This is a genomic window from Leptospira noumeaensis (assembly GCF_004770765.1).
Taxonomy (GTDB): Bacteria; Spirochaetota; Leptospiria; order Leptospirales; family Leptospiraceae; genus Leptospira_A; species Leptospira_A noumeaensis.
On the sequence record NZ_RQFK01000011.1, the window covers coordinates 419,195 to 441,254 of the forward strand.

Below are 22,060 nucleotides of genomic sequence, written 5' to 3' on the forward strand. Positions count from 1 at the left end.
ATGGATACCTACCTAAAAAAAAAGCCTCCCGTAGGAGGCTTTGGTTCGGAAAAAAAAGAGGATTTTCCGATTAACGTTTTGAGAACTGAGTTCCTCGACGAGCTTTGCGTAGACCGTATTTTTTACGTTCCACCATACGGCTATCTCGAGTGAGAAAACCCTCTTTTTTCAAAGTAGGTTTTAAAGACTCATTGAAAGCCACTAGTGCGCGAGCTACAGCATGACGGATCGCTCCGACTTGACCAACAACTCCACCACCAGTTACATTGAGTGCAATGTCATACTTGTCACGAGCTTCTAAAACAAGAAGAGGCTCGAGAGCACGGCGAACAAGGTGTTCACCGTTTTTGATGTAATCATTTACATCTTTGTGGTTTACTGTGATTTTACCAGTTCCAGATGCGATTTTTGCACGTGCAACGGATGTTTTGCGTCGGCCTACTGCCCAAACTGCTTTTTGCGCCATATTATTTCAACTCCAGTTTTAGGGGCTTTTGAGCTCCCAAGTTGTGGTCATTACCAGCAAACACGCGGCAATTTCTCAACATTTGATCACCTAACTTAGATTTAGGTAACATTCCTTTGACTGCTTCCATGATCACTCTTTCCGGATTCTCTTGAATGAGTTTGTGGAACGCGATGGCAGTCATACCACCTGGGTAACGTGAGTGGTGGTAGTAAATTTTTTGTTCTCTTTTGCGACCTGTTACAGCCACTTTAGATGCATTAACGATAATGATATTATCACCACAGTCCTGGTTAGGAGTGAAGGTAGATTTGTGTTTTCCGCGAAGTCGGGAAGCTACTTGACTTGCCAATCTTCCGAGAGTCTTATCAGTTGCGTCCACAACAAACCACTGTTTTTGTACGGCTTCTTTTGCGATAGAAGGGGTCTTGTGGGCTTTAGACAATAGTTCCATAAGTACGAGATTTTCCTCTTTTATGTCAGGATTTTCGGTTTTCACACCGGGTCAAACAAATTTATTGGAATCTAACTTTGAAAGAATCCGAAATTATACGCACTTTGTTTGGAACCACTCCTCCTCCAGAGGATGATTGTTACTTTTTGGCCCCAGACCGACTGGTCACCACGGACTCTTTGTCAGAAGGCACTCACTTCCTCCACGAATGGTCAAAAGCTCCCGTTTTGGCCAGAAAACTCGTCGAAGTGAATGTTTCTGACATCATCGCCTCTGGTGGGAAACCGAAGGAATGTTTTTTAAACCTGGGATTATCTCCCCTCTCCAGCCAGAAAGAATGGGTTCGCAGTTTTTCCAAAGAATTACGGAAATCCTTAGACCAATATGGGATGAAACTAGCAGGAGGCGATACCTTTTCTGCCTCCAAAACCCAACTCACCCTAACCGTTGTGGGAACTGTGGGAAAACCATGGTTACGCTCCGGGGGAAAACCAGGAGACTATCTCTATGTCACAGGATCTCTCGGACAAAGCCAATTAGGTTTTCTTTCTTTGAAGAAAAAATCAAAAGATAAAAAATTTAAAAGTGCAATAGAACGCCACCTATCACCCATCTCGCGTTACATGACATCTTTATCATTACATAAATTTAAAATCCATGCCTGTATGGACATTACAGATGGACTCATCCAAGATGGGGAAAGGTTAGCATTGGCTTCCCGCGCTCGCTTAAAAATTCAAATGGAATCACTTCCCTTCGATCCATTGGCATTGGAAACTCTTGGATTCGATTTGTGTTTGGGTTCTGGTGAAGAATTAGAACTTTTGTTTTTATCTCCAGAGATTTTACCAACAGAACTAGCAGGAGTTCCTGTCACTATGGTAGGAAGATTGGAGAAAGGAAAACCTGGAGTTCAGTTTTTAAAAAATGGAAAGACCTACCTTCCTAAAACGAAGGGGTTTCTTCATTTCTCAGAAGAAACATAAGGAAAAGTGGCTTTGAACTCAACCTTAGGAGTCACTACATCTCCCAAGTGATCGAGAATATTCCGAACAATGATATGGCCACCAAACTTAAGTATGGTTTCTTTTACAAGGGAGAGGCCGATTCCAAAATCTAGAGATCCATACTTTTCATATAGGTTTTTTGTCAGACGAAAAAATGGTTCAAATACTAAATCCAAATATTCGTTAGGTATCCCCTGCTCTGTTTTTGATTCTCCAGCAACGGAGTTAATCACAGAAATTGATACAGACTCTGAGTCGGATTGGAAAAAAAGAAAGATAGAACCGGTCTCGGGAGAAAACTTCATCGCATTCAAAAGTAATTCAAAAAAAGTTTTTCGAAAGTATTCTTTATCCCAAATGATAAATTTCGAATCCAAATATTTATCTTCCAATTTTCCTAATTGGATTTTTTGATTTTTTATTTTTAAAAGAGAATCCATTTCGGAAACGAGCGTATTGATTTCCGCGAGAAATTCCCGAAGACTCACCTTTCTGGATTCCACCCGACCAAAAATTACATTTTCGATTTCTGTAAACGTTTGTAAGACTTTTTTCGCATAACTTGCATTCTCTTCTAAAATTTCTAAGATTTCTTTTTGAAGAATATAATCTCCCTCTTTGGTTTTTGTCATTCCTTTGATGATGTCAATGATCTGAACAAGGATCCCAAACCCTGCCCCTTGGGACAAACTGGCTCGCAAAACATGAAATAGATTTTTATGTAATTCTTTGCTATCGAACTCACCTTTCTCTAGGGATTGATTTTTGAAACTATACCAATCGAGTAACTTTTCGAGCGAGATGATTTTTTCTTTTTCAAAAACTGTCTTTTGGTAGTCCATTTCCTGTTTGGAAAGGTGGTATTGGATTTTTTTAGATAATTCTTTTGGGGAGATGGGTTTGATACAATAATCCTGCACATTTTCTCTCATCACATCGATGATGGACTGGCTGTCTTCTGCGGCAGAAACAACAATGATGGGAATATTGGGATTTGTTTTACGGACTTCTAAAATTAACTCTTTGCCTGTCCCATCCGGTAAAACTAAATCTGTGACAATCAAATCTATGGAACTAAATCCATCTTCTCTGTAGGTTTCTAAGGTAGGTTTTAGGCCTGAAAACTGGATGATCTCAAATCCACTTTTACGCAGGGAACTAGCGTATAAAAGTGCTGTTGTCGGATCGTCTTCGATGATTAAAATGTTTGGTTTTTGTTTCATACCCAAAGTGCCCTCGCCTAATTCGACGAGGACTATGAAGTGAATCTAACGAAAAACTAAAAGGAACAGTTGTTATACTTCTCTTTCTTCGTTTTCGGAAGAGGATTCACGAACCTGTCTTGGTTCTTGTGATTCCCCTCGCTCTCCAGAATTAGTAGTTTGAGATTCATTCTGGTTTTGGTTCTGATTGCTAGAAGAACCTCCCCTTCTGTCCCTTTGTTTCTTTCTGGGTGGGCGTTTTTTGTTAGGTTCTTTTTTACGGTTCTGTTGTCCGAATTGATGGCTGTCTGGTTTTGGTCTTTGACGGAGCGAAATTTCCCAAAAGAAAGCAGATTGAACAGCTGCTTCATTTCCTTCAGAGATCGCTACGATTTTATAGACCATAAACGCATCGTAGAAATAATCCTTTTTCTTAAAAAAAGAATTCTGTCTTTCTTTTTCATCATCCGTAACTTGGAAACGAGGTTGGCTGATAAAGATCTTAACTAAATTGTCCTGTTCTCGTTTAGGGATTCCCATTCGTTCAAAAACAATTTGTAAACTTTCCTTAATGTTATGCGCTAAGTGACCACGATCATTTTCATATAAGTCTTTTACGATATCGTAAAAAATTAACGAATAAAAGATAGCAGGAGTCATCTCTTCTCTGGCTGAGAGGAGTTTGTCTGTGACTGCCAGTCTTTTCCCAAGTGGAGTTTCCATAAAATGTTCACGCCACTCTGGATCTGTTTTTTTTAGTTTATCTGCAGGTTCTTTGAAAAGTACATCGAGCAAATGGTTCTCAGCAAGGCCTTCGAAAATGATCGAAGTTTTCCAAGTTCTAAACATTTTATTGTATTCTTCAAGTAGTCTTGCAGTGGATGACTTTTCGAGTTCCAAACGGTTCTTTTTGATAGCCAATTTGGTTTTTTTCTCGATATCAAGTCCTAGTAAAACAGAAAACTTAACCGCTCGTAACATACGAACTGGATCTTCTTTGAAGGAAATATCTGGATCACCAATGACCCTAACGATTTTCTTTTGGATGTCTTCAAATCCTCCAACGTAATCCAAAATGGAATCGTTTTTAGGATCGTAAAACAGTGAGTTGATGGTAAAGTCGCGTCTTGCCGCGTCTTCCTTTGCTGTACCGAAGGAATTGTCCCGTTTGATGAGATAATCGTTTTCTGCTTTGTGTTTTTCCAAACGGTGTTCCGGTAGTGATCGGAACGTAGATACTTCAATAATTTTACCTTTAAAAATGATATGTACAATTTTAAATCGTTTACCGATGATTCGGCAGTTATTGAAGATCCTTTTGATTTGGTTTGGAGTCGCACTTGTGACTATATCAAAGTCTTTTGGGCGTTTGCCCATAAGCAGATCTCTGACCCCTCCACCGACTAAATAGGCCTTGTAACGAAACTTGTTCAATCGATTGATGATTTTTATAGCATCTTCATCGATGTTGGCCCTGCGTATGGAATGGGTTTCTCGATAGTATCTCTTTCCCTCGGGGTACATCAAAAAGGAATCGACAGAGTCGGCTTTCTTTCTGAAAAGAGAAGTGAGAAATTTAAACATATTGGATTCATCCACTTTCCCCTGAAAAATGGCATGGGCAAGGAAAAAATTGGCGGAATAACGAACATTGGCAGAAACTTACGTCACAACCGCCTATGAAAGGCTCCAAATTGCACACTTACGTTGGCGAAAACGCGCCCAGAAGTGGATTTCCCGCAGTCGGGAAAAAGTAAGCTTTGTCCTCATCCCGAATGATGAGAAACCCTTTGCACAGATTGAAATTTCGATCGGAATGCTTGGGTTTTTATTTGGACTTTCCCTCTCCCTTGTCCTCCTTTCCTTTGGCCTACTCTTATATTTTTCCTTTTTCTTTGACCGCAATCTCTCATTGGAAAAAAAAACGGAAACCCAACTCGTATCTTTTTTATTTTATGACCTATTATCCCAGGATTTAAAGGAATCCGTTGAGGAATTGGAGTCGACCACCGAATCTCTAAACCTCCTTGCTTGGGAAGAAATTCCAGAAAAAGAAATGATCACCCAAGATTATCTACTTAAAGAAGAATTTCGAAAAGATGCAAGCGAACTCGACTCCAATCTTTTGTTGTTCCAACAAGTAGTTACCACCTACACTCAGTTTGGTGTTAAGTTAGGCAATTTGGTTCCCAATTTTCAAAATGCCATCGACTACCTTTCCATGAGAGAAAGTATCTTTTATTCCATGCCTAGGGGCCGACCGCTAAAGCCAGGTGTCGGTGTTGTGACTTCCACCTTCGGATACAGAAGCGATCCCTTTGGAATTTTACCTGTGGGGGAATCCCATTCAGGGATTGACTTTGCCGCAGGAGAAGGAACACCCATTTATGCCACAGGCCCCGGAATCATTGCCGTCGACACGGCTGTGGGTGGGCTTGGAAAATCTGTGCGAATCAACCATGAAAATGGGTTTTTTACTCTGTATGGTCACTGCTCACTCATTTTGGTCAATCCAGGAGACCGAGTCAAAAGGGGAGATAAAATTGCACTCGTAGGCCAAACAGGAAAGGCAACGGGAGCTCACGTTCATTACGAAGTGCGAATCGGTTTAGATGCTCCACTCGATCCAGAAGAATACATAAACTTAGATTAATTAATTAATTAATTAATTAATTAGCGAAAGAAAGGATTTAGAATGATCAAATTGATCATTCTGATTTTTGAAATTTTAACAATGTTTAGGTGGGATTGGTTCGAACCCTTGATTGTTGTTAGAACAAGGACAAAGGCCGAACCAGTTCGAAATATAAATTAAACTTAGAATTTTCCGATTAAGTTAAAATCAACGGAATACACACCAGCACCGCCAACCACAAGAGCAATGAGAAGTCCTGTTGCAAGAATATGGAATTCATATCCTTCACCTTTTTGGTTTCCATTCCAATTGATAAAAAATCCATTATGTCTATGTGCAATGATAGCCGCACCAATCATGATGATGGCAATAGAAGCCGCAGCAAATTTAGTAAAAAATCCCACGAGAAGAAATACAGATCCAAAAGATTCCCCTAAGATGATGAGAACTGCCAAGATTCCCGGGAACTTCAGTTGTCCTGTAAAAAATCCATAAGTTCCTTTGAATCCGTAACCACCAAACCAACCGAGTAGTTTTTGGGCACCGTGTGGGAAGATCACAACAAAAGCTGTGATGCGTAAGATGAGGGGGATAATGTCCCCAGAAGTTGAAAATAGAGTATCGAACATATGGTTCTCCTTAAATCAATAATAGATGATTTAATATTAAACTATCTAGAGTCAAGTTAATTTTTTACTAAATTTCCAGGTTTCGGCGGTTTTAAATTCTCCTTTCCCCTTTAAGCCATCATTTTACCCTTTCCCCTATGTTAGATCGAATTCCGATTCCAAATCCCTTTGGCTGGGAGGGTTTGTCCACTTTCAGCCTTCTTATGATGTTGGCCTTTCTTGTTGGTTCTTACCTCCTTCCCAAAGAGTTAGAACGTAGGAAATTGGATCCGAGCCATTCGGATTGGTTGATTTTTCTTGGGATTTTAGGCACCTTAATTGGAGCTAAAATTTTCTTTATCTTCGAAATTTGGGACCAAGTGTTCATCGATGTTCCTGGTTATGATGGAAAGTATACTTACCCACTCACCCATTGGAATGGTTTCCCTGGTCACCCTGGCCTTTGGTCATCCCTCTTTAGCGGTGGTGGTCTTGTTTTTTTTGGTGGTCTTCTTTTTGGATGGCTCTTCATCACTATTTACTTCCGACACCACAAACTAGACATCGGCGCCTATTACGACGCAGTTGTTCCTGCACTGAGTATGGGTTATGCGATTGGAAGGCTGGGATGTTTTGTGAGTGGGGATGGCTGTTATGGTTTTGCCACTGATGCGAGGATTCCATTTTTTGTTTTTGATTTCCATGGTGCCCACCCTTCTGGTGTTCCGGTTTGGAATACACCAGTAATGGAATCCATCATGGCCTTTGGATATTTTGCTTACTTCCAGTTTTGGGCCAGATACCAAAACTTTCGTAAATGGAGTATTGGTGCACAGTTTCTCATCATCCACGGATTTGCAAGACTCATCATCGAGTTCTTACGTGTGAACAAAGCAGTGATTCCTTTTATTGATCCTCCTACTCTTGTGAACATTCCAGATGCAAACGGAAACCCAACATTCCTTACTGGTTACTACTGGCATGGATTTTCTCAGTCACAATACATCTCGATTGCACTGATTCTTTTTGGTGTGTATTTGTTAGTTTCCAAAAAACTTTGGCTCAAGGAAGAAACAACAGTATGAACCCTTCTCCATTTTTCGAAATTGAAAAGAGAAAAAACGTAGCCATCCTTTGGCTCAACCGCCCCGAAAAACGAAATGCCATGAACTGGCCTTTTTGGCGTGACCTTCCGGATATGGTGGACCAAATCAATGCTGACCCACAAATTCATTGTTTTGTGATCGCTGCCAAAGGAAAATCTTTCTCGACAGGGCTTGATTTGGAAGAGTTCTTTCAAGAATTCAAACCTGTGGTGCAAGGAGAACTTGCGGATGGTAGAGAAAAACTTTACCAACTGATTCTGACCATGCAAAAGGGAATCAACGCGGTTTACAATTCTAAAAAACCATCCATTGCCCTTATACAAAAACATTGTATCGGTGGTGGACTCGATTTAGTTTCTGCCTGTGACATTCGTTATGCGTCAGAGGATGCCGTATTTTCCTTACGCGAATCCAAGGTTGCGATTGTGGCCGATATGGGATCTTTACAAAGACTCCCCCATCTGATTGGAAATGCTCATACGAGAGAACTAGCTTTGACCGGAAAAGATATCACTGCAGAGGAAGCCTTGCAAATGGGACTTGTGACCAAAGTCACAAAAGACTTTGATTCCTTACTCCAAGCAGGACTCAAAACAGCAGAAGAAATCGCAGAAAATCCAACCATAGTGATTCGTGGGGTCAAACAAGTTCTAAACCACGGAATTGGAAAAACCATCGAAGAAGGTCTAGACTATGTTGCCGTTTGGAATGCGAGTATGCTCGATTCTAAAGATTTCCGTGCGGCAATCGGTGGGTTTATGGAAAGAAAACGACCAGTTTACAACCCAGAAACCCGGGTAGACTAACTTCCAATTAACAGTAGATGTCGAGTAACCTTTCGCTTTTTTCGCCTGAGCCTACTTTTTCTTCCACGGCCAACTTCATGAGTTTTTCGTTGAGTTGGTTTTGTGCCTGGAAAATTTCCTTCGGCAAATTGACGACTGAGTTTATAGGTGTAGATGGAACCATAAAGGACCTCCTTTTACAATCTTTACTCCCTATTCTACCCATCGGCGAATCCGGTATTTCCTGAAGTAAAAAACACCGTATGAGTTCCTTTTTTTCCCTAATCCGCGAAGCCAAACTCCTGGAAGAGGAAAAGGAATTCACACGGGCATTTAATGTCTATGCGGAAAGTGAGTCACACACAACAAACGAATCGGCTCTCATCAAAATCAAAGCAAAAAAAGCTTGGTGTTTGTATGCGGTCGGAAACCCAAAAGAAACAGAATCACTGTTTCAAGACATTATAAAAAATTATCCATCTCATCCTTTAAGTATCACCGTATACTCGCGTTATCTGATCAAATTAAAGAAATTTAAATCTGCAAAAATATTACTTCAAAAAAGTATTCTCTATTTTCCTTCCTATTTAGAAAACTACCTCCTCCTTGCCTCTCTCCTAAAAGATATGGAACGATCAGAGGAAGCAATTAAGGTATTAAAAAAAGCACTTTCTCAGGAACACTTAAGTAATGGCCGGGGCATTGATAGAAAAGACATCTGGGCCGAACTTGGGTCTTTGTATTTTTCTCGCGGTGATTTTAACTCAGCACTTGCCTCTTTAAAAAAATCACTCAAGATGGTGGAACCAGAAGAGTTCCTCTATTATGATCTTTTAGCCCTTTGTTATTTGGAAGCGGAAGATCCGGAAAACGGACTAGTCTCTATTAAAACCCATATCGAATTCTGCAAAGAAATTGATCCAGAAACGCTGATTATTTTGGCTCGTGCCCATTGCCGATTGGGCAAACTTGAAGAAGCAGCAAACAACTTAATCCAGGCTTACTCCATTGAAGATTCTTTATATTTAAAAGCAGCCGATTTTATTGATTTTGCACCATTACTCAGAAATGGTTTTTTTACAACCTTGGAGAATATTGAATGGGAAGAACCATGAAACAAGAGTTTGGTTCATTAAAAGAAGAAATTCTGAATGTAAAAACAATTCTAAGTAAAGAAAGAGAATACGAACGTTCTTTATTTTTAGAAAAAGGCCAAGACTCCAAAGCCATTAAAGCTGCCGAATTAGAAGATTTACGATTTGTTGTTGGAAATACTTGGAGGGCAGATTTTCATATTTCACCTTCGCCAAAATCGAAAGAATGGTTAAAACCAGGAATACCAGTCCTCCTCCAAGGTACAACAGAAACGATTTTTGGAAATATATTCAAAACATCTGATATAAAACTCACCGTACAAGTTCGAGGTGATTACGAATGGGAAGATAACGAATTTCAAATTTCTAAGTGGTTCCAAGAATCAACCTATGATTTGTATAATGATATCATCACAAAAGTATTGGCCGACACAGAAAGTGAATCGCATAAAAAACTAAATTGGATTCTGGGATTTGGACTCGGGGAAAAAACAACGCCACCCAAAGCAAAGCCAGACAAACCGCCACTCGAACGAATCTTTGAAATTCATGATTACGGAGTGATCTTTGGTCCACCGGGAACAGGGAAAACAACCTTACTCATGCAAGCTGTAGAAAAAATCAAAGAAAACAAAGAATCGCTATTAACACTTTGTCCTACAAACTTTGCTTGCGATTATATTGTGGAACTCGCTTTAAAAAAAGGGATCAGAGTCATTCGTCTCGGAAACTCCACCAAAATCAAAGAAGAAGTTTTACCTTACCATATAGATCATCTCATTCAAACACATCCTGATCAAAAACAAATTCATAACTGGCAGACTGAACTAAAAGCCCTCCAAAAAAAAGCCAACTCTTGGAAACGTAATTTTGGAAAAGAAGAAAGGGAAGAACGAAAGGCAATACGTAAGGAAGCTAAGTTTTTACTCGGGACGATCAGAGAAGCAGAATCAAACATTCGCACTAAGTTGCTCGACAGTGCTGAACTGATTGTATCTACCTTTTCAGGATTTGGAAATGAATTCAAAAAAGGCAGAACTTTCGATTATGTGTTTGTGGATGAGGCCACCCAAAGTTTGGATCCAGGATGTTATCTTGCAATGTATGCAGGGAAAAAAACTTTCTTTTTGGGAGATCCGAGACAACTAGGAGCTAGTTACTCTCATCCAGATCACCAGTCCCTACATAGTTTTTTAGAAAAAGCGGTAACCTTTGATTCAGGAGAACGAATTATATTCTTAGAAAAACAATTTCGAATGAAACAGGAAATCCTTGGGTTTCCCAACGAAACCTATTACGAAAACAAAATCATAACCCATCCAGATGCAAAATGGAATGAGTCAATCGACATTTCGACGATCTTCGGTTCCAATCCACCAATCGTTTGGATTGATACTGCAGGTAGTGATTCGGAAGAAGATACAGAAGGAGAAGAACCTAGTTTTTTTAATGAAACAGAAATTCAAACAGTTGAAAAACTCTTCCAACTCGGAATTCCCAAAGAAATCGCAACAGTCATTTCACCTTACAGAGGCCAGGTGGAGAAATTGATCCAGGCTTCGGAAGGTCGTTGGTTTACCCAAACCATTGATTCTTTCCAAGGGAGAGAATCAGAAATTGTAATCTTAAGTTTGGTTAGGTCTAATGACGATGGTGAGATTGGATTTTTATTAAATCCCAAAAGATTGAATGTAGCCTTAACTAGGGCCAAGTCCCACTTAATTCTTATTGGGGACTCAGGAACCCTTTGCCAAAATAAAGAGTTCCAAAATCTTTATTCCTATATAGAATCCGTCGGTGAAATCCGTTCCATTTATGAATTTATGGATTAGGTATACAAATTAATTTTACGCGAACTTGTTTCTGTATTTTTACTCGTAAACTTAAAATGTTTTTTCTTCATTTATATTTATAACACAACCCATTTGGGTTCTTCCAAAGTATAAACCAAACGAAAGGCTCCATCAGAACCTGGAGGGATTTCCGATATGGGTTCAAAATCGAAATCTGTGGTTTCATCAGCATTTTCTTTCACTGCACTTGTGACTAAAATTTCCCAGGCTTTGGCCGTATCTTCACCTAACTTTGATGCAGCATTAACTTCAGCTCCAAATACGTCGGTATCCCCAATCTTTAATATTTTTCCAAACCCAAGTCCCACACAAAGTAAAATCTGCTCCTCTGCCGATTTACCTTCATTGTATCGCTTACATGCTTTTTGCATTTGGATCGCACATTGAATGGCTTTGTTGGTATTACGAAAGAGAACCATAAGACTATCGCCCTCATCTTTCATCAGGATTCCATCAAACTCATCCAAAACAGGAATGAGGATACGTTGGGATTCATAGATGGTTTGTAGAAAATGAATGATTCCGAATTTAGCAACACCACGAGAAAACCCAGAAAGGTCGGTAAACATCACACACCAAGTTTCCCCGAAAAGATCCCAAATTCGTTTGTCGATGATTTCTTGGTTGGAGCCAGGATTCAGTCGTTCTTCTAAAAGTTTTTCTAATCGTTCTTCCGAAGCGGAGGTAGCAATGGCTCGTTTTTGTCCCATGGATTTTGAGTATAACAAAGAAAAAAGGAATGTCAAGATGCGTGAAACAAAAGGTACGAAACAAACTCTTAAGTTTATGTTTTGCAATGATTCGATAACACAAAAAATTATTTTAAATTTCTATTGATCACAATCCATTCTATTTGTTTTCCTGACTAAACCAATTGAATCAAATCTAGGAGATTTTATGAATGATATCAAAAGTTCAAAAACCACACTTTGGGTTGGAAGGGTCTTAAGTGGTCTGGTCATTGCTTTTTTACTCTTTGATGCTTGGGGTAAACTTGCCGAATTAGAAATTGTTTTAACAACTATGGGAGAATTGGGTATACCTGGATCACTATCGATAACCATTGGATCCATCCTACTTGTGATAACCATTCTGTATGCAATCCCTCAAACATCTGCGTTTGGTGCTCTGTTGCTGACAGGGTATTTAGGTGGTGCTGTTGTCATTCATGTTCGTGTAGGAAATCCACTTTTTAGCCATACTCTTTTTCCAGTGTATGTAGGGATTCTACTTTGGGTGGGACTTGCCTTAAGAAACAGAAAAGTAAAAGATTTATTTTGGGTTTTCTAGAACAAACAAATAGTTCGATCATAGGAAACATAAACATCTTCGCCAAACAATTGCTTTCATGAGGATAGATTTATGTTTCCGGGTAACAGTTACCGAATAATCACTCTATTAATATAAACCTAAAAATCTCAAAACAAACAAAATCATTTCGAAGAAATTTTCAACCATCGATCTTTAAAATTTTTATAACTAGTGGAATCATCAATACCGAAATTCCAATATAAATGGAAACTCGGAAGTAATTCAGAAATACCCACATTCGAATTTCATTAGAAATTTTAAGAGGATAATCACTTGCAGAATTTGCCAAAGATTGGAATCTAATGATTTTTTCAGCAAAATAAACCACAGTCCAAACTCGGACAGCCATATGAAGAACGAAAAGGAGGACTAAAGAGTTACCAATTCCTTCGATTTGATAACAAAACAAGAGAGATATTAAGAATATGATTTCATGGATTGAGTGAAACAAAATCCAAAAGTATTTTAAATTGGCGGATTTAACTTCTGTATTTAGAATTTGGAAATTCGGGACATTGCCTTTCGCCCAACGTGGAACAAAAACAAGAGTTTCAAAAATCTGAGATCCATTCATTAAAAAATAGACGAGTAAGTTTAGAAATAATGAGTATTTAGCGAGAGATAAAGAATGTTCGGAAACCAGAGAAACAATATCTTGTATCCCGATCATTGCGGCAAATATAAAGGACTTTCCGATCACATAACTCATATTTCATTTTTTTCCTGTAAATTTTTAGACATTTTTTCCATAATTCCAATGGCGGATTCAAAATAACGATGAACTACTTCTAACTCCCGACTTGAAAAACTAGAAATCAAAAGATCCGTATCTTTTTGTAATTTTTTGAAGATTGGTGCAAACAATTGGTTTGCCTTTTCTAAATTAGGAACAATCATCACCTTTCGTCTATCCGCTGGTAAAAATTTTCGTTTTACTAACTTATTTTTCTCTAACCGATCAATCACACCTGTAATGGCTCCGGTTGTAAGACCGGAAATCTTTGCTAGATCCCCAGCACTCATTTCTCCGTTTTCAATCAAATATCCTAAATATTTATGATCTGTTCCCGTGAGACTGGCTTTTTTTGCAATTGCCTCATGCATATTCAGAGCAGTTTCAAAGTATTTACGCGTTGTTTTTTTAAAATTTGTAATTTCCATTGGCCAGAGATTCAAGTATACCTTATCAACTTAATATCTTAGTAGCTAAGATATTAAAATACATCAAACAAAAATTTATATTTTTTCTTGAAAAAATGGTTTGGTTGGCTAAATGATTTCGAAAAAGAAGATAGTCTAAAATCTTTTTTTAGTTTGTTTTGCGACAATAAAGACCCTTGGTTTCCCTTGGGTCTTTTTTATAATTCGGATTATCTTTTAATTGGGATCACCGCAATTTTTTCTAAACCTTCTTTAGAGTCCTTTTCCTTTGTTAATTTCTTATAGAACGTTAATTCCTTAGGAAACTCTCCTTTTTTTACCAAGTAATGGTATCTTCGAGTTTCAATTTGTCCAGGTAAAAGTGTCGTGTTGTACAAGGAGGTAAGGAAAGCTGTCGATCGAAGTTCTTGTAACAAACCTTCACCAAAATGACAGCAAAAATGAAGCCCTACTATACTTGCAGACTCAGGGCTATTCCCCTTTGCTTCATTATACATATATAGAAAATCGATTGGGTAATCTTCTTTCGATATATTTTGAAATGCAATATCTACTTCTGCAAATTCATAATTAGAATCTATTACTCTTTTCTGTCCGGCATAATCGGTTGTATCAGTCCCAAGTAAATAAATGCTTAAATTAGGTCCACTTACTTCGGGTTTAGCATCCTTAATTTTTGCCGTACTACAACTAACTAATACAAAAAGACTCAATACCCCAAGTGAAAACTTATCTAACATCTGTTTCATTCATTTCTCCTTTACAAGGAACATAAAATGACTCAACAGATAACTTTTGTCAAGCGTGTAAAAAGAAAGACCCTTGGTTTCCCTTGGGTCTTTCTTAAAAAAAGATAGTTTAGTGGGAAGATCCCACCAAACAGCTCTTCATAAAAATCTTAGTTTTGTTTTAACATGTTTTTGTTTGTGTAAGGCACTTCTTCCAAACCTTTCGTTAGGTCAGAAAGTGGGATCTTTTCTTTTGGAAGATCTTTTAAGCTACCATACTCATAACCACGTGGGTAGTGTTCTTTGTCGGTTGGACTGTAAAAAGGACTATAATCCTTTACGAGACCTTTGGAATATCTCCAAACACTTTTTTCTGGATCTTGGTTCACAACAAAACAACGTGGACTCATATAACCTTCGTTTTTTGCTGTTTGCACTTTTACAAAATATTTTGGAGCCCAAACATTATGGTTACGAGCCTCAAATACTTTGACAACAGTTCCTGCAGGAACAAATTCCACCACTTTAGAGTTAGAATCTGCTTCTGAATACAAAGGAACTGTAAAATCCAAACTTGCTTTGTTGGTTTTGGCATCACAATTTTTATGCCATGCCACTTCTGCGTTTTTGGAACAAGCTGTGAAACTTGCACAAGCGATCGTTAGTAATACAATTTTGTTTTTCAATTCCATTCTCCTATTGGTGGTGGTGGAGGCACTCATCCAAACGAGGATCTCCAACCGGAACTAAGCTGTGTTTTTCCAACTTTTTGAAGATAAAGAAACCGAAGATTCCCACAACACCCACTGTTCCGCCGAAAGCTAAAACAAAGTGTAGGATGGAAAATTTTTCAAAGTTTGCAGGGAATACCAACCAGAACAGTTCAAAGAACTGAACCGCAAGAATCCATACTGACAATTTCCAAAGGAAATCGATATTTCTTTTGTTCGGACGATTGAGAAGTAAGAGGAAAGGAATCACAAACTTCACAAAAGGAAGTGCAAGAGTTGCATAACCCCATCCGCCAGTCATACGCATCTCATAGAAGAAAGTTTCTTCCGGGATGTTTGCATACCAAATGAGCATGAATTGTGAAAAACCCACATAAGCCCAAAAAGTAGTCATACCTAAAAGGAATTTTGCAATGTCATGGTAATGGTTTTCATTCACTGCTTCCCCGAGGTATCCGTTTTTCTTCAATATTGCGATGACAATCAAGTAAGAAGCAAGGGAAGTTTGGAAAGCTCCTGCAAATGCATACACACCAAACATAGTAGAGAACCAGTGTGGGGAAAGTGACATGAGAAGGTCAAATGACATGAAACACCAAGAAAGTGCGAAGAAAAGGATGAATCCACCAGAGATCTTTGCCAAAGTTTTAGTTGTATCAACAACCTTGTCTTTGTCCTGACCTACCGACTTACCATGAAAGATGTAAGCAAAGATAGTCCATACAGTTATGAAAAGCACGCAACGAATGATGAAAGCCGTTGGGTTTAAGTAACCTGATTTGTGGTGGATGAGATGGTCGTTTTCACGAACACTTGCATCGGCCCATTCATACAGATCGTGCATTCCAAAAATCACACCTACGAGTAAAAGTCCTGCTATCGGTGTAAAAAGTCCGTAGGTTTCAAAAAGTCGTCTAACAGTGACAGACCAATGAGAACCAGTTAGGTGTTGGATGGCTGTAAAAAAGATTCCTGTGATGGCAAGACCAATCACAAAGTAAGTTCCAATCAGTAATACATGGTAACCTAAGTTTGTGTGATGGAAATGTCCTGCTTCGTCCATATGACGAGATGTTTCATGACCAAATCCGAGGAAAGCGATGAGAAAACTCACCACTCCCACTCCGATCATAGCAATGAGGGCATTACGAAAGTTTACCGGCAATTTGAACTGCAGTAATTTTTCGTCTAGTTTAGCTGCTTTTGTCGCGCTCATAGTTTCCCCTAGTTCGCCTTTTTATTTTGAACTTCATATTCTTGAAGTTTTCGGATGTAAGCAATGAGCTTCCATCTGTCTTCTGGTTCGATTTGGTAAGCATAACTTCCCATAAGTCCACGACCCATAGTGATGATATGGTAAACTTGCCCATCGGACCAACCTCTGATTTTGTCAGAAACAACAGAAGGAGGTGATTGTTGGAACCTTGGTGCGGGTCCTACTACCGTTCCATTTCCAAGCCCCCTTACCCCATGGCAAGGAGTGCAGTAGGTTTGGTAACGTTTTTCACCAATCATTAAATCACCTAAGTTTGCTTTGGCGATTGGATTTTTTAATCCTTTGTCTGCCCCTGGAAGTGTGTCAGGAGTTGCTTCTGCTGCATAAGGGTATGGAAAATATCCTACAGGGATTGCTCCTTTGGGAGGAATCCGAGAAGCAGATCCATTTGTCGCAAAAGAATCAGCTTCTTGTGACTCACGTGCAGGAGAATCATACATACTAGGAAAGTATTCATAAACGGGAGTTTTGTAATCGCAATTCACGAGAACAAGGAGTCCCGCGAGTGCTAAAACTCTAAAGATGTTTTGTTTCATTTTTGGTTCTCCGGTTTTACCACGGTTACTTCTGCTCCGCCAAGGCCTTTTACGAAAGAAAGAACTTCTGATTCGTTATAACCTTTTGCAGATTTTGGAATCCAAAGTCCGAACCTGTGAGATGTCAAATCCGGGTGAAGGATACGACGGGTTGCTTTGGGAATACCGCTTAAAAAACATAGTGCAGCTACGGTGTAAATCCCTGCAGAAAATACTGTTAATTCAAAGATGATGGGCACATAGGCGAACCATGCGTTGAGAGATTTTCCAGAGATATTGAGAGGCCAGTCATGGGCATGAGTGAGATACTGAAAGAGAATCCCGATCGTGCAACCAAAGATACCAGCAAAGAAAGTGACCCAAGGAAGTCCAGATCTTGGAGTTCCCATCGCTTCATCGATCCCGTGAACAGGATACGGAAGGATACAATCAAATCCTTTGTAGTCTTTTTCTTTGGCTTTTTCTGCCGCATGTATGATTGCTTCGGGAGTCTCGAAAAGACCGAGAACTCCTTCATCCATTTCTTTATATTTGTGAAACTGTTCTAATTTTGGAAGATACATACTAGTGGTGTGCTCCTTCTTTCTGTGGCATCACTGTTTTTACTTCTGCAATCGCAATCACTGGCATAATTCGGCACCAGAGAAGGAAGAGAGTAAAGAAGATACCAAAAGTTCCGATTAACATTGCGTAGTCGAAAAGTGTCGGTGTATACATAGCCCAGCTGGATGGTAGAAAGTCACGGTTCAGTGTCATCATGATCACAAATCGTTCGAACCACATACCTACGTTTACCACAAGGGATGCAACAAACATCACTGGGATGTTATAACGAAGTTTGCGGAACCAGAACACTTGAGGTGACAATACGTTACAAGAAATCATGATAAAGTATGCCCAACCGTAAGGACCAAAAGCTCTGTTCCAGAATGCGAATACTTCGTATTCGTTTCCAGAATACCAAGCGATGAAAAATTCTGTTCCGTAAGCAAGTCCCACAATAAGACCGGTTACCATCATGATTTTGTTCATGTTGTCCAAGTGTTTCATCGTGATGTAGTTCTTTAAGTTAAACACTTCACGAGCAATGACCATAAGGGTTACCACCATCGCAAATCCGGAGAAAATCGCACCGGCAACAAAGTATGGAGGGAAGATGGTCGTGTGCCAACCTGGAAGGATGGAAACAGCGAAGTCGAAGGATACAATGGTGTGAACCGATAGAACGAGTGGAGTGGAAAGAGCTGCAAGAATCATGGAAACGATTTCCAAATGAGACCAAGACCTTGCCGATCCAACCCAACCAAAGGAAAGAACGTTGTATAAGTTCTTTCTCCAAGTTTCAGTCGCACGGTCACGAAGTGTTGCTAAGTCAGGAATGAGTCCTAAATACCAGAACACCATGGAGATGGAAAGATAGGTTGATACCGCAAACGTATCCCAGATGAGTGGGGAACGGAAGTTCACCCAAAGTGGACCTCTTTCGTTTGGATAAGGAAACAACCAAAATCCGAGCCAAGGACGACCTACGTGAAGGATGAGGTTCGATGCCGCAACAAGTACGGCAAAGATTGTCATCGCTTCCGCAGCACGGTTAATCCCTGTTCTCCAACCTTGACGGAAGAGGAAAAGAACCGCAGAAATCAAAGTTCCTGCGTGACCGATACCGATCCAGAATACGAAGTTGACTACGAAAAATCCCCAACCTACCGGGTTGTTGATCCCGAGTAAGTAAAGACCTTCATAAAACAAATATCCGATGATGGCTACGTCGATCAGGGTGATCGTAAGAACCAAAAGAAAAGTATTCCACCAAAGTTTGGTAGGGAAATCTTCGTTTGGTTTTGCGATATCAACGGTTACATCTTTAAGCGACTTCCCGCCTGTTACCAGGTCGGGGATGTCTAATTTATCTCTAACTGCTTGTGTTAATGACATTCCCTTTGTGTTCTCCCTGTTAAACTTCGTTTCGAACGCGAGTCATATAACTGACGGCCGGTCCGATGTTTAGGTATTCCAGAAGTTTGTAAGACCTAGGGTCTTTCAAGAGCTTCGCTACTTTAGATTCAGGATCATTTACGTTACCGAACACAATGGAATTGGAAGAACATGTTTGTTCACATGCTGCTTTCACTTCTCCATCTCGTAGAGTTCTTCCTTCGTTTTTCGCTGCGATTTTTTTCTCAGCAACTCGAGAAGCACAGAAGTTACATTTTTCCATAACCCCACGAGAACGAACGGTTACATCTGGGTTGAGACCAAGGTTTCTTGGAGGTCGTGCCTTAAATGTAGGTGTTGCATCGCCAAGTAAGTTGTGTTCTGTCCAATGTTCTAACCAGTTAAAACGACGCACTTTGTAAGGGCAGTTGTTGGAGCAGTAACGAGTTCCCACACAGCGGTTGTAAACCATATCGTTGGTCCCTTCCGTACTGTGAACAGTCGCAGCTACTGGACAAACTGTCTCACAAGGAGCATTGTCGCAATGTTGGCACATGAGTGGTTGGTGCGCAATTTCGAGTGATTCCGGTTTTTCAGGATCACCGATGTAGTAACGGTCAATACGAAGCCAATGCATCTCACGACCCATTCTCACTTCGTCACGTCCTACCATCGGCACGTTGTTTTCAATATTACATGCAACTACACAAGCACCACAACCAGAACAAGAAGTAAGATCCACTGCCATTCCCCATTTGTATCCTGGGTATGCAAACTGGCTTCCTGGTTGGTCAGAAGGAGCGTTCGCTCCTTGGGCTCTTTGTAGTTTTCCATCGATTAGGATTTTTGGAATCTCTGGTTCAGGAATTCCTGCCCCTGGATTCTTAGCATAATCTTGGAGTTTTGCGGAAATGATAAGAGGTCTTTCTTTCCATTCCACACCCATCATCACACCTGGGCTCATCATATGATGGTCTTGTGTGGTAGCGAGTTTGTATTTCTTTCCTGTAGGAGAGAGTGTGATGGAAAGTCCAGAGTAAACGAGCGATCCGTTTACTTCTTGTGCAAGAGTATTTGCGTTTTTCCCTACTCCGTTTCCAATCTCACCTACGTTAGTTCTTCCGTAACCAAGAGCAATTCCCACTGCTTCTGGATGGAGACCTGGTTGGATGAGAGCCGGAAGTTCAAACGATTTTGTGCCAACAGTGACTGTGACCACATCATTGAGTTTAATTCCCGACGAACGAGAGTATTGTGGGCTGATCGCAACATAATTATCCCAAGTCACTTTCGATACTGGATCTGGAAGTTCTTGGAGTTGCGAGTTGTTTGCTCTTTCGCCTGCTCCGAGTGCAGTGCTTTCGTAAAGAGAAACAGTAAGACCAGATTTCGATGCAGTAAGAGGAGCAATCGTTCCACGGAAAGATCGTCCACCTTTGTCAGCTTTTGGATTTCCAGAAACTAACACACCTTTTCTGAGAAGGTCTTCCCAGTTTGTCTTTTTCGAGTATTTTGATTTGAGGTATTCGTATAACGAACTCGCACCAAGTAACTTTCCGCCAGCCCAAGTGATGAGCATGTCTTCAAATGCTTTCGATTGGAAGATAGGTCGGATGGTTGGTTGTTGTACGGAAACAATTCCCGCTACCGATTCGTTATCACCCCAAGACTCTAAGAAGTGAGACACTGGAGCAAGCCAGTTGGAAGCAAGTGCAGTTTCATCCACTCGGTCAGAAACTTGAACTACTTGTGCTGCTTCATGAAGGAGTTTTTTCCACTCATCTCCATTTGGCGCTTCATAGACTGGGTTCACACCGAAAAGAATGACCACACCGGCCTTTCTTTCTTTTAAGTCTTTTGCGAGAGCTTTTAAATTCTCTGCGTAATTTGAACGTCCTTCTTTCAAAGGATTTCCTGCATCGATGGTTTTTCCATCGTTACCGAGCATGCTGTTCAGCATATTCACTGCGATTTGTAAATCAACAGCGTCTTCAGTTAGAGCATTGGAACCACCAGCAATCACAAGGGATTCACCCTTAGCAGAAGCAAGAGCCTTAGCAGTGCGTAAAACTACTTCTTTGGAAATTCCCAGTTCCGCTGCAGAGGATTCTACATTGATTCCGGAAACTCCAGTAGAACCACCGACTCCCAAATCAGAAAGAGCTTTTGCAATCACAAGAGCAAACTTTCTTTGGTCACCTGGTTTTAAAGGGACTCTTTGGTCAGCGTTGGAACCCGTCATAGACGGATGAGTTTCTGCCGCAATGAAAGCATTGAAGGATTTTACACCTTTGTCTTGTAAATCTCTTCTTTTAGAGAAATCATTGTGGTAGTTTGTATTGTTTAAAAAGTCACTGTCGATGGAAAGGATGACTTTTGCTTTGTCGAAATGGTAGTTTGGTAAAACTGCCTTTCCGTAAGATTTTTCTTGAGCAATTGTGATCGCATCATCAGAAGAAGCAAATGCTACTTCGATGTGTTTTCCACCACCCACTGACTTTAAGAATTCAGAAATGAATTCAGAAGTGGCAGGAGAAGTAAGAGGTTTTGTGACAACAATGGTTTTACCCTTGTTAGCATTTAGTTTCTCTTTTACATCTTTATCTAAAACAAACCAGTCACTAGACTTAGCTGCTCCATTCACCACTTGTTGTGGTTCTTTGGCACGGTCTGCATCATAAAGATCAAAAATAGAAGCTTGTCCAGAAGCACAAAGAGCACCTTCCGAAATCGGATGGTTTGGATTTCCTTCGAGTTTCAAAGGTCGTCCGTCTTTTGCTTTGACTAAGATCCCACAACCAACCGAACAACCACCACAAACAGAAGCGTAGTGGTAAGAGTGTCCATGTTTTACGAAGTCGTATTGTTCTACTTCGTTATTGTCTGGGTTCTTAATGGTGAGGTTCACATAAGGAACAATTTTTTCAGCAGGTTTTTGGATACAACCAACAGTTGTCATTACAACTGACGCACCCATAAACTTTAAGAAAGTTTTTCTGTCAAAATCACCCTTTTTGATTTTTGCAATTAGGGGATCTGGAGATTTATAGAACTCTTGCTTTTGCAATTCACGTTCGCGAGAAGTCCCGCGAAGTTCATAAGACTGCCAAAGCGATTTTTTTTCTTTTTGGAAACTATCGTCTTTCATCATAAATTATTACTTGTCTCC

Annotated in this window: 23 protein-coding genes; 7 read left to right on the plus strand and 16 right to left on the minus strand. The window is 40.0% G+C overall.

The genetic code is table 11. The features are described 5' to 3' along the window. Positions 1-70: 70 nt before the first annotated feature. Both rpsI and rplM read right to left on the minus strand, forming a co-directional pair. Positions 71-466 carry a 30S ribosomal protein S9 gene (gene rpsI / locus EHQ24_RS05130; protein ID WP_135580601.1) on the minus strand — a complete coding sequence of 132 codons (396 nt, stop codon included), beginning with the start codon at positions 464-466 and terminating at the stop codon, positions 71-73. Between the two features lies 1 nt (position 467). Beyond that, the gene (gene rplM, locus EHQ24_RS05135) at positions 468-920 is read right to left on the minus strand and encodes a 50S ribosomal protein L13 (RefSeq protein ID WP_002973943.1); all 453 of its coding nucleotides are present in this window, start codon (positions 918-920) and stop codon (positions 468-470) included. Between the two features lie 77 nt (positions 921-997). Here rplM and thiL point away from each other — a divergent pair, with 77 nt between their 5' ends. Beyond that, positions 998-1,906, plus strand: coding sequence for a thiamine-phosphate kinase (gene thiL / locus EHQ24_RS05140; protein ID WP_135600585.1), 909 nt, complete (start codon positions 998-1,000; stop codon positions 1,904-1,906). Here the strand turns inward: thiL and EHQ24_RS05145 are convergent. Then, the gene (locus tag EHQ24_RS05145; protein ID WP_135600586.1) at positions 1,885-3,150 is read right to left on the minus strand and encodes an ATP-binding response regulator; all 1,266 of its coding nucleotides are present in this window, start codon (positions 3,148-3,150) and stop codon (positions 1,885-1,887) included. The two genes, thiL and EHQ24_RS05145, sit on opposite strands and share 22 nt — an antisense overlap. 72 nt (positions 3,151-3,222) lie before the next feature. Beyond that, positions 3,223-4,713, minus strand: coding sequence for a polynucleotide adenylyltransferase PcnB (gene pcnB / locus EHQ24_RS05150; protein ID WP_135600587.1), 1,491 nt, complete (start codon positions 4,711-4,713; stop codon positions 3,223-3,225). Between the two features lie 67 nt (positions 4,714-4,780). On the opposite strand from pcnB, the gene EHQ24_RS05155 reads away from it, so the two are divergent. Beyond that, positions 4,781-5,782 carry a M23 family metallopeptidase gene (locus EHQ24_RS05155; protein ID WP_135600588.1) on the plus strand — a complete coding sequence of 334 codons (1,002 nt, stop codon included), beginning with the start codon at positions 4,781-4,783 and terminating at the stop codon, positions 5,780-5,782. 164 nt (positions 5,783-5,946) lie between these two features. On the opposite strand, the gene EHQ24_RS05160 is transcribed toward EHQ24_RS05155, so the two are convergent. Next, positions 5,947-6,393: a DoxX family protein gene (locus EHQ24_RS05160; RefSeq protein ID WP_135600589.1), complete on the minus strand. Its 447-nt coding sequence runs from the start codon at positions 6,391-6,393 to the stop codon at positions 5,947-5,949. A gap of 137 nt (positions 6,394-6,530) precedes the next feature. On the opposite strand from EHQ24_RS05160, the gene EHQ24_RS05165 reads away from it, so the two are divergent. Both EHQ24_RS05165 and EHQ24_RS05170 read left to right on the plus strand, forming a co-directional pair. Further along, positions 6,531-7,457 carry a prolipoprotein diacylglyceryl transferase gene (locus tag EHQ24_RS05165; RefSeq protein WP_135600590.1) on the plus strand — a complete coding sequence of 309 codons (927 nt, stop codon included), beginning with the start codon at positions 6,531-6,533 and terminating at the stop codon, positions 7,455-7,457. Continuing rightward, positions 7,454-8,284, plus strand: a complete 831-nt coding sequence (locus EHQ24_RS05170) for a crotonase/enoyl-CoA hydratase family protein (protein ID WP_135600591.1) — start codon at positions 7,454-7,456, stop codon at positions 8,282-8,284. Before EHQ24_RS05165 ends, EHQ24_RS05170 begins: the two co-directional genes overlap by 4 nt. Before the next feature lie 7 nt (positions 8,285-8,291). Here the strand turns inward: EHQ24_RS05170 and EHQ24_RS19190 are convergent, their stop codons facing one another. Beyond that, positions 8,292-8,447, minus strand: coding sequence for a hypothetical protein (locus EHQ24_RS19190; RefSeq protein WP_167483050.1), 156 nt, complete (start codon positions 8,445-8,447; stop codon positions 8,292-8,294). A 79-nt stretch (positions 8,448-8,526) separates the two neighbouring features. Here EHQ24_RS19190 and EHQ24_RS05175 point away from each other — a divergent pair, with 79 nt between their 5' ends. Both EHQ24_RS05175 and EHQ24_RS05180 read left to right on the plus strand, forming a co-directional pair. Further along, positions 8,527-9,378 (plus strand): tetratricopeptide repeat protein, encoded by an 852-nt coding sequence (locus tag EHQ24_RS05175; protein ID WP_135600592.1) that lies wholly within the window; start codon positions 8,527-8,529, stop codon positions 9,376-9,378. Further along, a complete protein-coding gene (locus EHQ24_RS05180) occupies positions 9,363-11,189 on the plus strand; it encodes an AAA domain-containing protein (RefSeq protein ID WP_135600593.1) in 1,827 nt (608 codons plus the stop codon). The genes EHQ24_RS05175 and EHQ24_RS05180 overlap by 16 nt, the downstream gene beginning before the upstream one ends. A gap of 77 nt (positions 11,190-11,266) precedes the next feature. On the opposite strand, the gene EHQ24_RS05185 is transcribed toward EHQ24_RS05180, so the two are convergent. Then, entirely contained in the window at positions 11,267-11,920 is a 654-nt protein-coding gene (locus tag EHQ24_RS05185) for an adenylate/guanylate cyclase domain-containing protein (protein ID WP_135600594.1), read from the minus strand. A gap of 187 nt (positions 11,921-12,107) precedes the next feature. On the opposite strand from EHQ24_RS05185, the gene EHQ24_RS05190 reads away from it, so the two are divergent. Continuing rightward, positions 12,108-12,500 carry a DoxX family protein gene (locus tag EHQ24_RS05190; protein WP_135600595.1) on the plus strand — a complete coding sequence of 131 codons (393 nt, stop codon included), beginning with the start codon at positions 12,108-12,110 and terminating at the stop codon, positions 12,498-12,500. 160 nt (positions 12,501-12,660) lie between these two features. Here EHQ24_RS05190 and EHQ24_RS05195 read toward each other — a convergent pair whose 3' ends face one another. The 9 genes from EHQ24_RS05195 to EHQ24_RS05235 all read right to left on the minus strand — a co-directional run bounded on the left by EHQ24_RS05195 (position 12,661) and on the right by EHQ24_RS05235 (position 22,039). Further along, positions 12,661-13,230, minus strand: a complete 570-nt coding sequence (locus EHQ24_RS05195) for a hypothetical protein (protein ID WP_135600596.1) — start codon at positions 13,228-13,230, stop codon at positions 12,661-12,663. Next, the gene (locus EHQ24_RS05200; RefSeq protein WP_135600597.1) at positions 13,227-13,682 is read right to left on the minus strand and encodes a MarR family winged helix-turn-helix transcriptional regulator; all 456 of its coding nucleotides are present in this window, start codon (positions 13,680-13,682) and stop codon (positions 13,227-13,229) included. Before EHQ24_RS05200 ends, EHQ24_RS05195 begins: the two co-directional genes overlap by 4 nt. A 209-nt stretch (positions 13,683-13,891) precedes the next feature. Then, a complete protein-coding gene (locus EHQ24_RS05205; protein ID WP_135600598.1) occupies positions 13,892-14,431 on the minus strand; it encodes a hypothetical protein in 540 nt (179 codons plus the stop codon). 149 nt (positions 14,432-14,580) lie between these two features. Beyond that, complete coding sequence (locus EHQ24_RS05210; protein ID WP_135600764.1) at positions 14,581-15,096, minus strand: Lsa16 family lipoprotein adhesin; 516 nt, start codon at positions 15,094-15,096, stop codon at positions 14,581-14,583. Positions 15,097-15,106: 10 nt separating this feature from the next. Next, entirely contained in the window at positions 15,107-16,357 is a 1,251-nt protein-coding gene (locus EHQ24_RS05215; protein WP_135600599.1) for a hypothetical protein, read from the minus strand. A gap of 8 nt (positions 16,358-16,365) precedes the next feature. Beyond that, on the minus strand, positions 16,366-16,953 hold the full coding sequence (locus tag EHQ24_RS05220; RefSeq protein WP_135600600.1) for a c-type cytochrome: 588 nt from the start codon (positions 16,951-16,953) through the stop codon (positions 16,366-16,368). Next, positions 16,950-17,516 carry a DUF3341 domain-containing protein gene (locus EHQ24_RS05225; RefSeq protein ID WP_135600601.1) on the minus strand — a complete coding sequence of 189 codons (567 nt, stop codon included), beginning with the start codon at positions 17,514-17,516 and terminating at the stop codon, positions 16,950-16,952. Before EHQ24_RS05225 ends, EHQ24_RS05220 begins: the two co-directional genes overlap by 4 nt. 1 nt (position 17,517) lies before the next feature. Further along, on the minus strand, positions 17,518-18,891 hold the full coding sequence (gene nrfD, locus EHQ24_RS05230; RefSeq protein WP_135600602.1) for an NrfD/PsrC family molybdoenzyme membrane anchor subunit: 1,374 nt from the start codon (positions 18,889-18,891) through the stop codon (positions 17,518-17,520). Between the two features lie 19 nt (positions 18,892-18,910). After that, positions 18,911-22,039 carry a TAT-variant-translocated molybdopterin oxidoreductase gene (locus EHQ24_RS05235; protein WP_208725719.1) on the minus strand — a complete coding sequence of 1,043 codons (3,129 nt, stop codon included), beginning with the start codon at positions 22,037-22,039 and terminating at the stop codon, positions 18,911-18,913. Between the last annotated feature and the right edge of the window lie 21 nt (positions 22,040-22,060).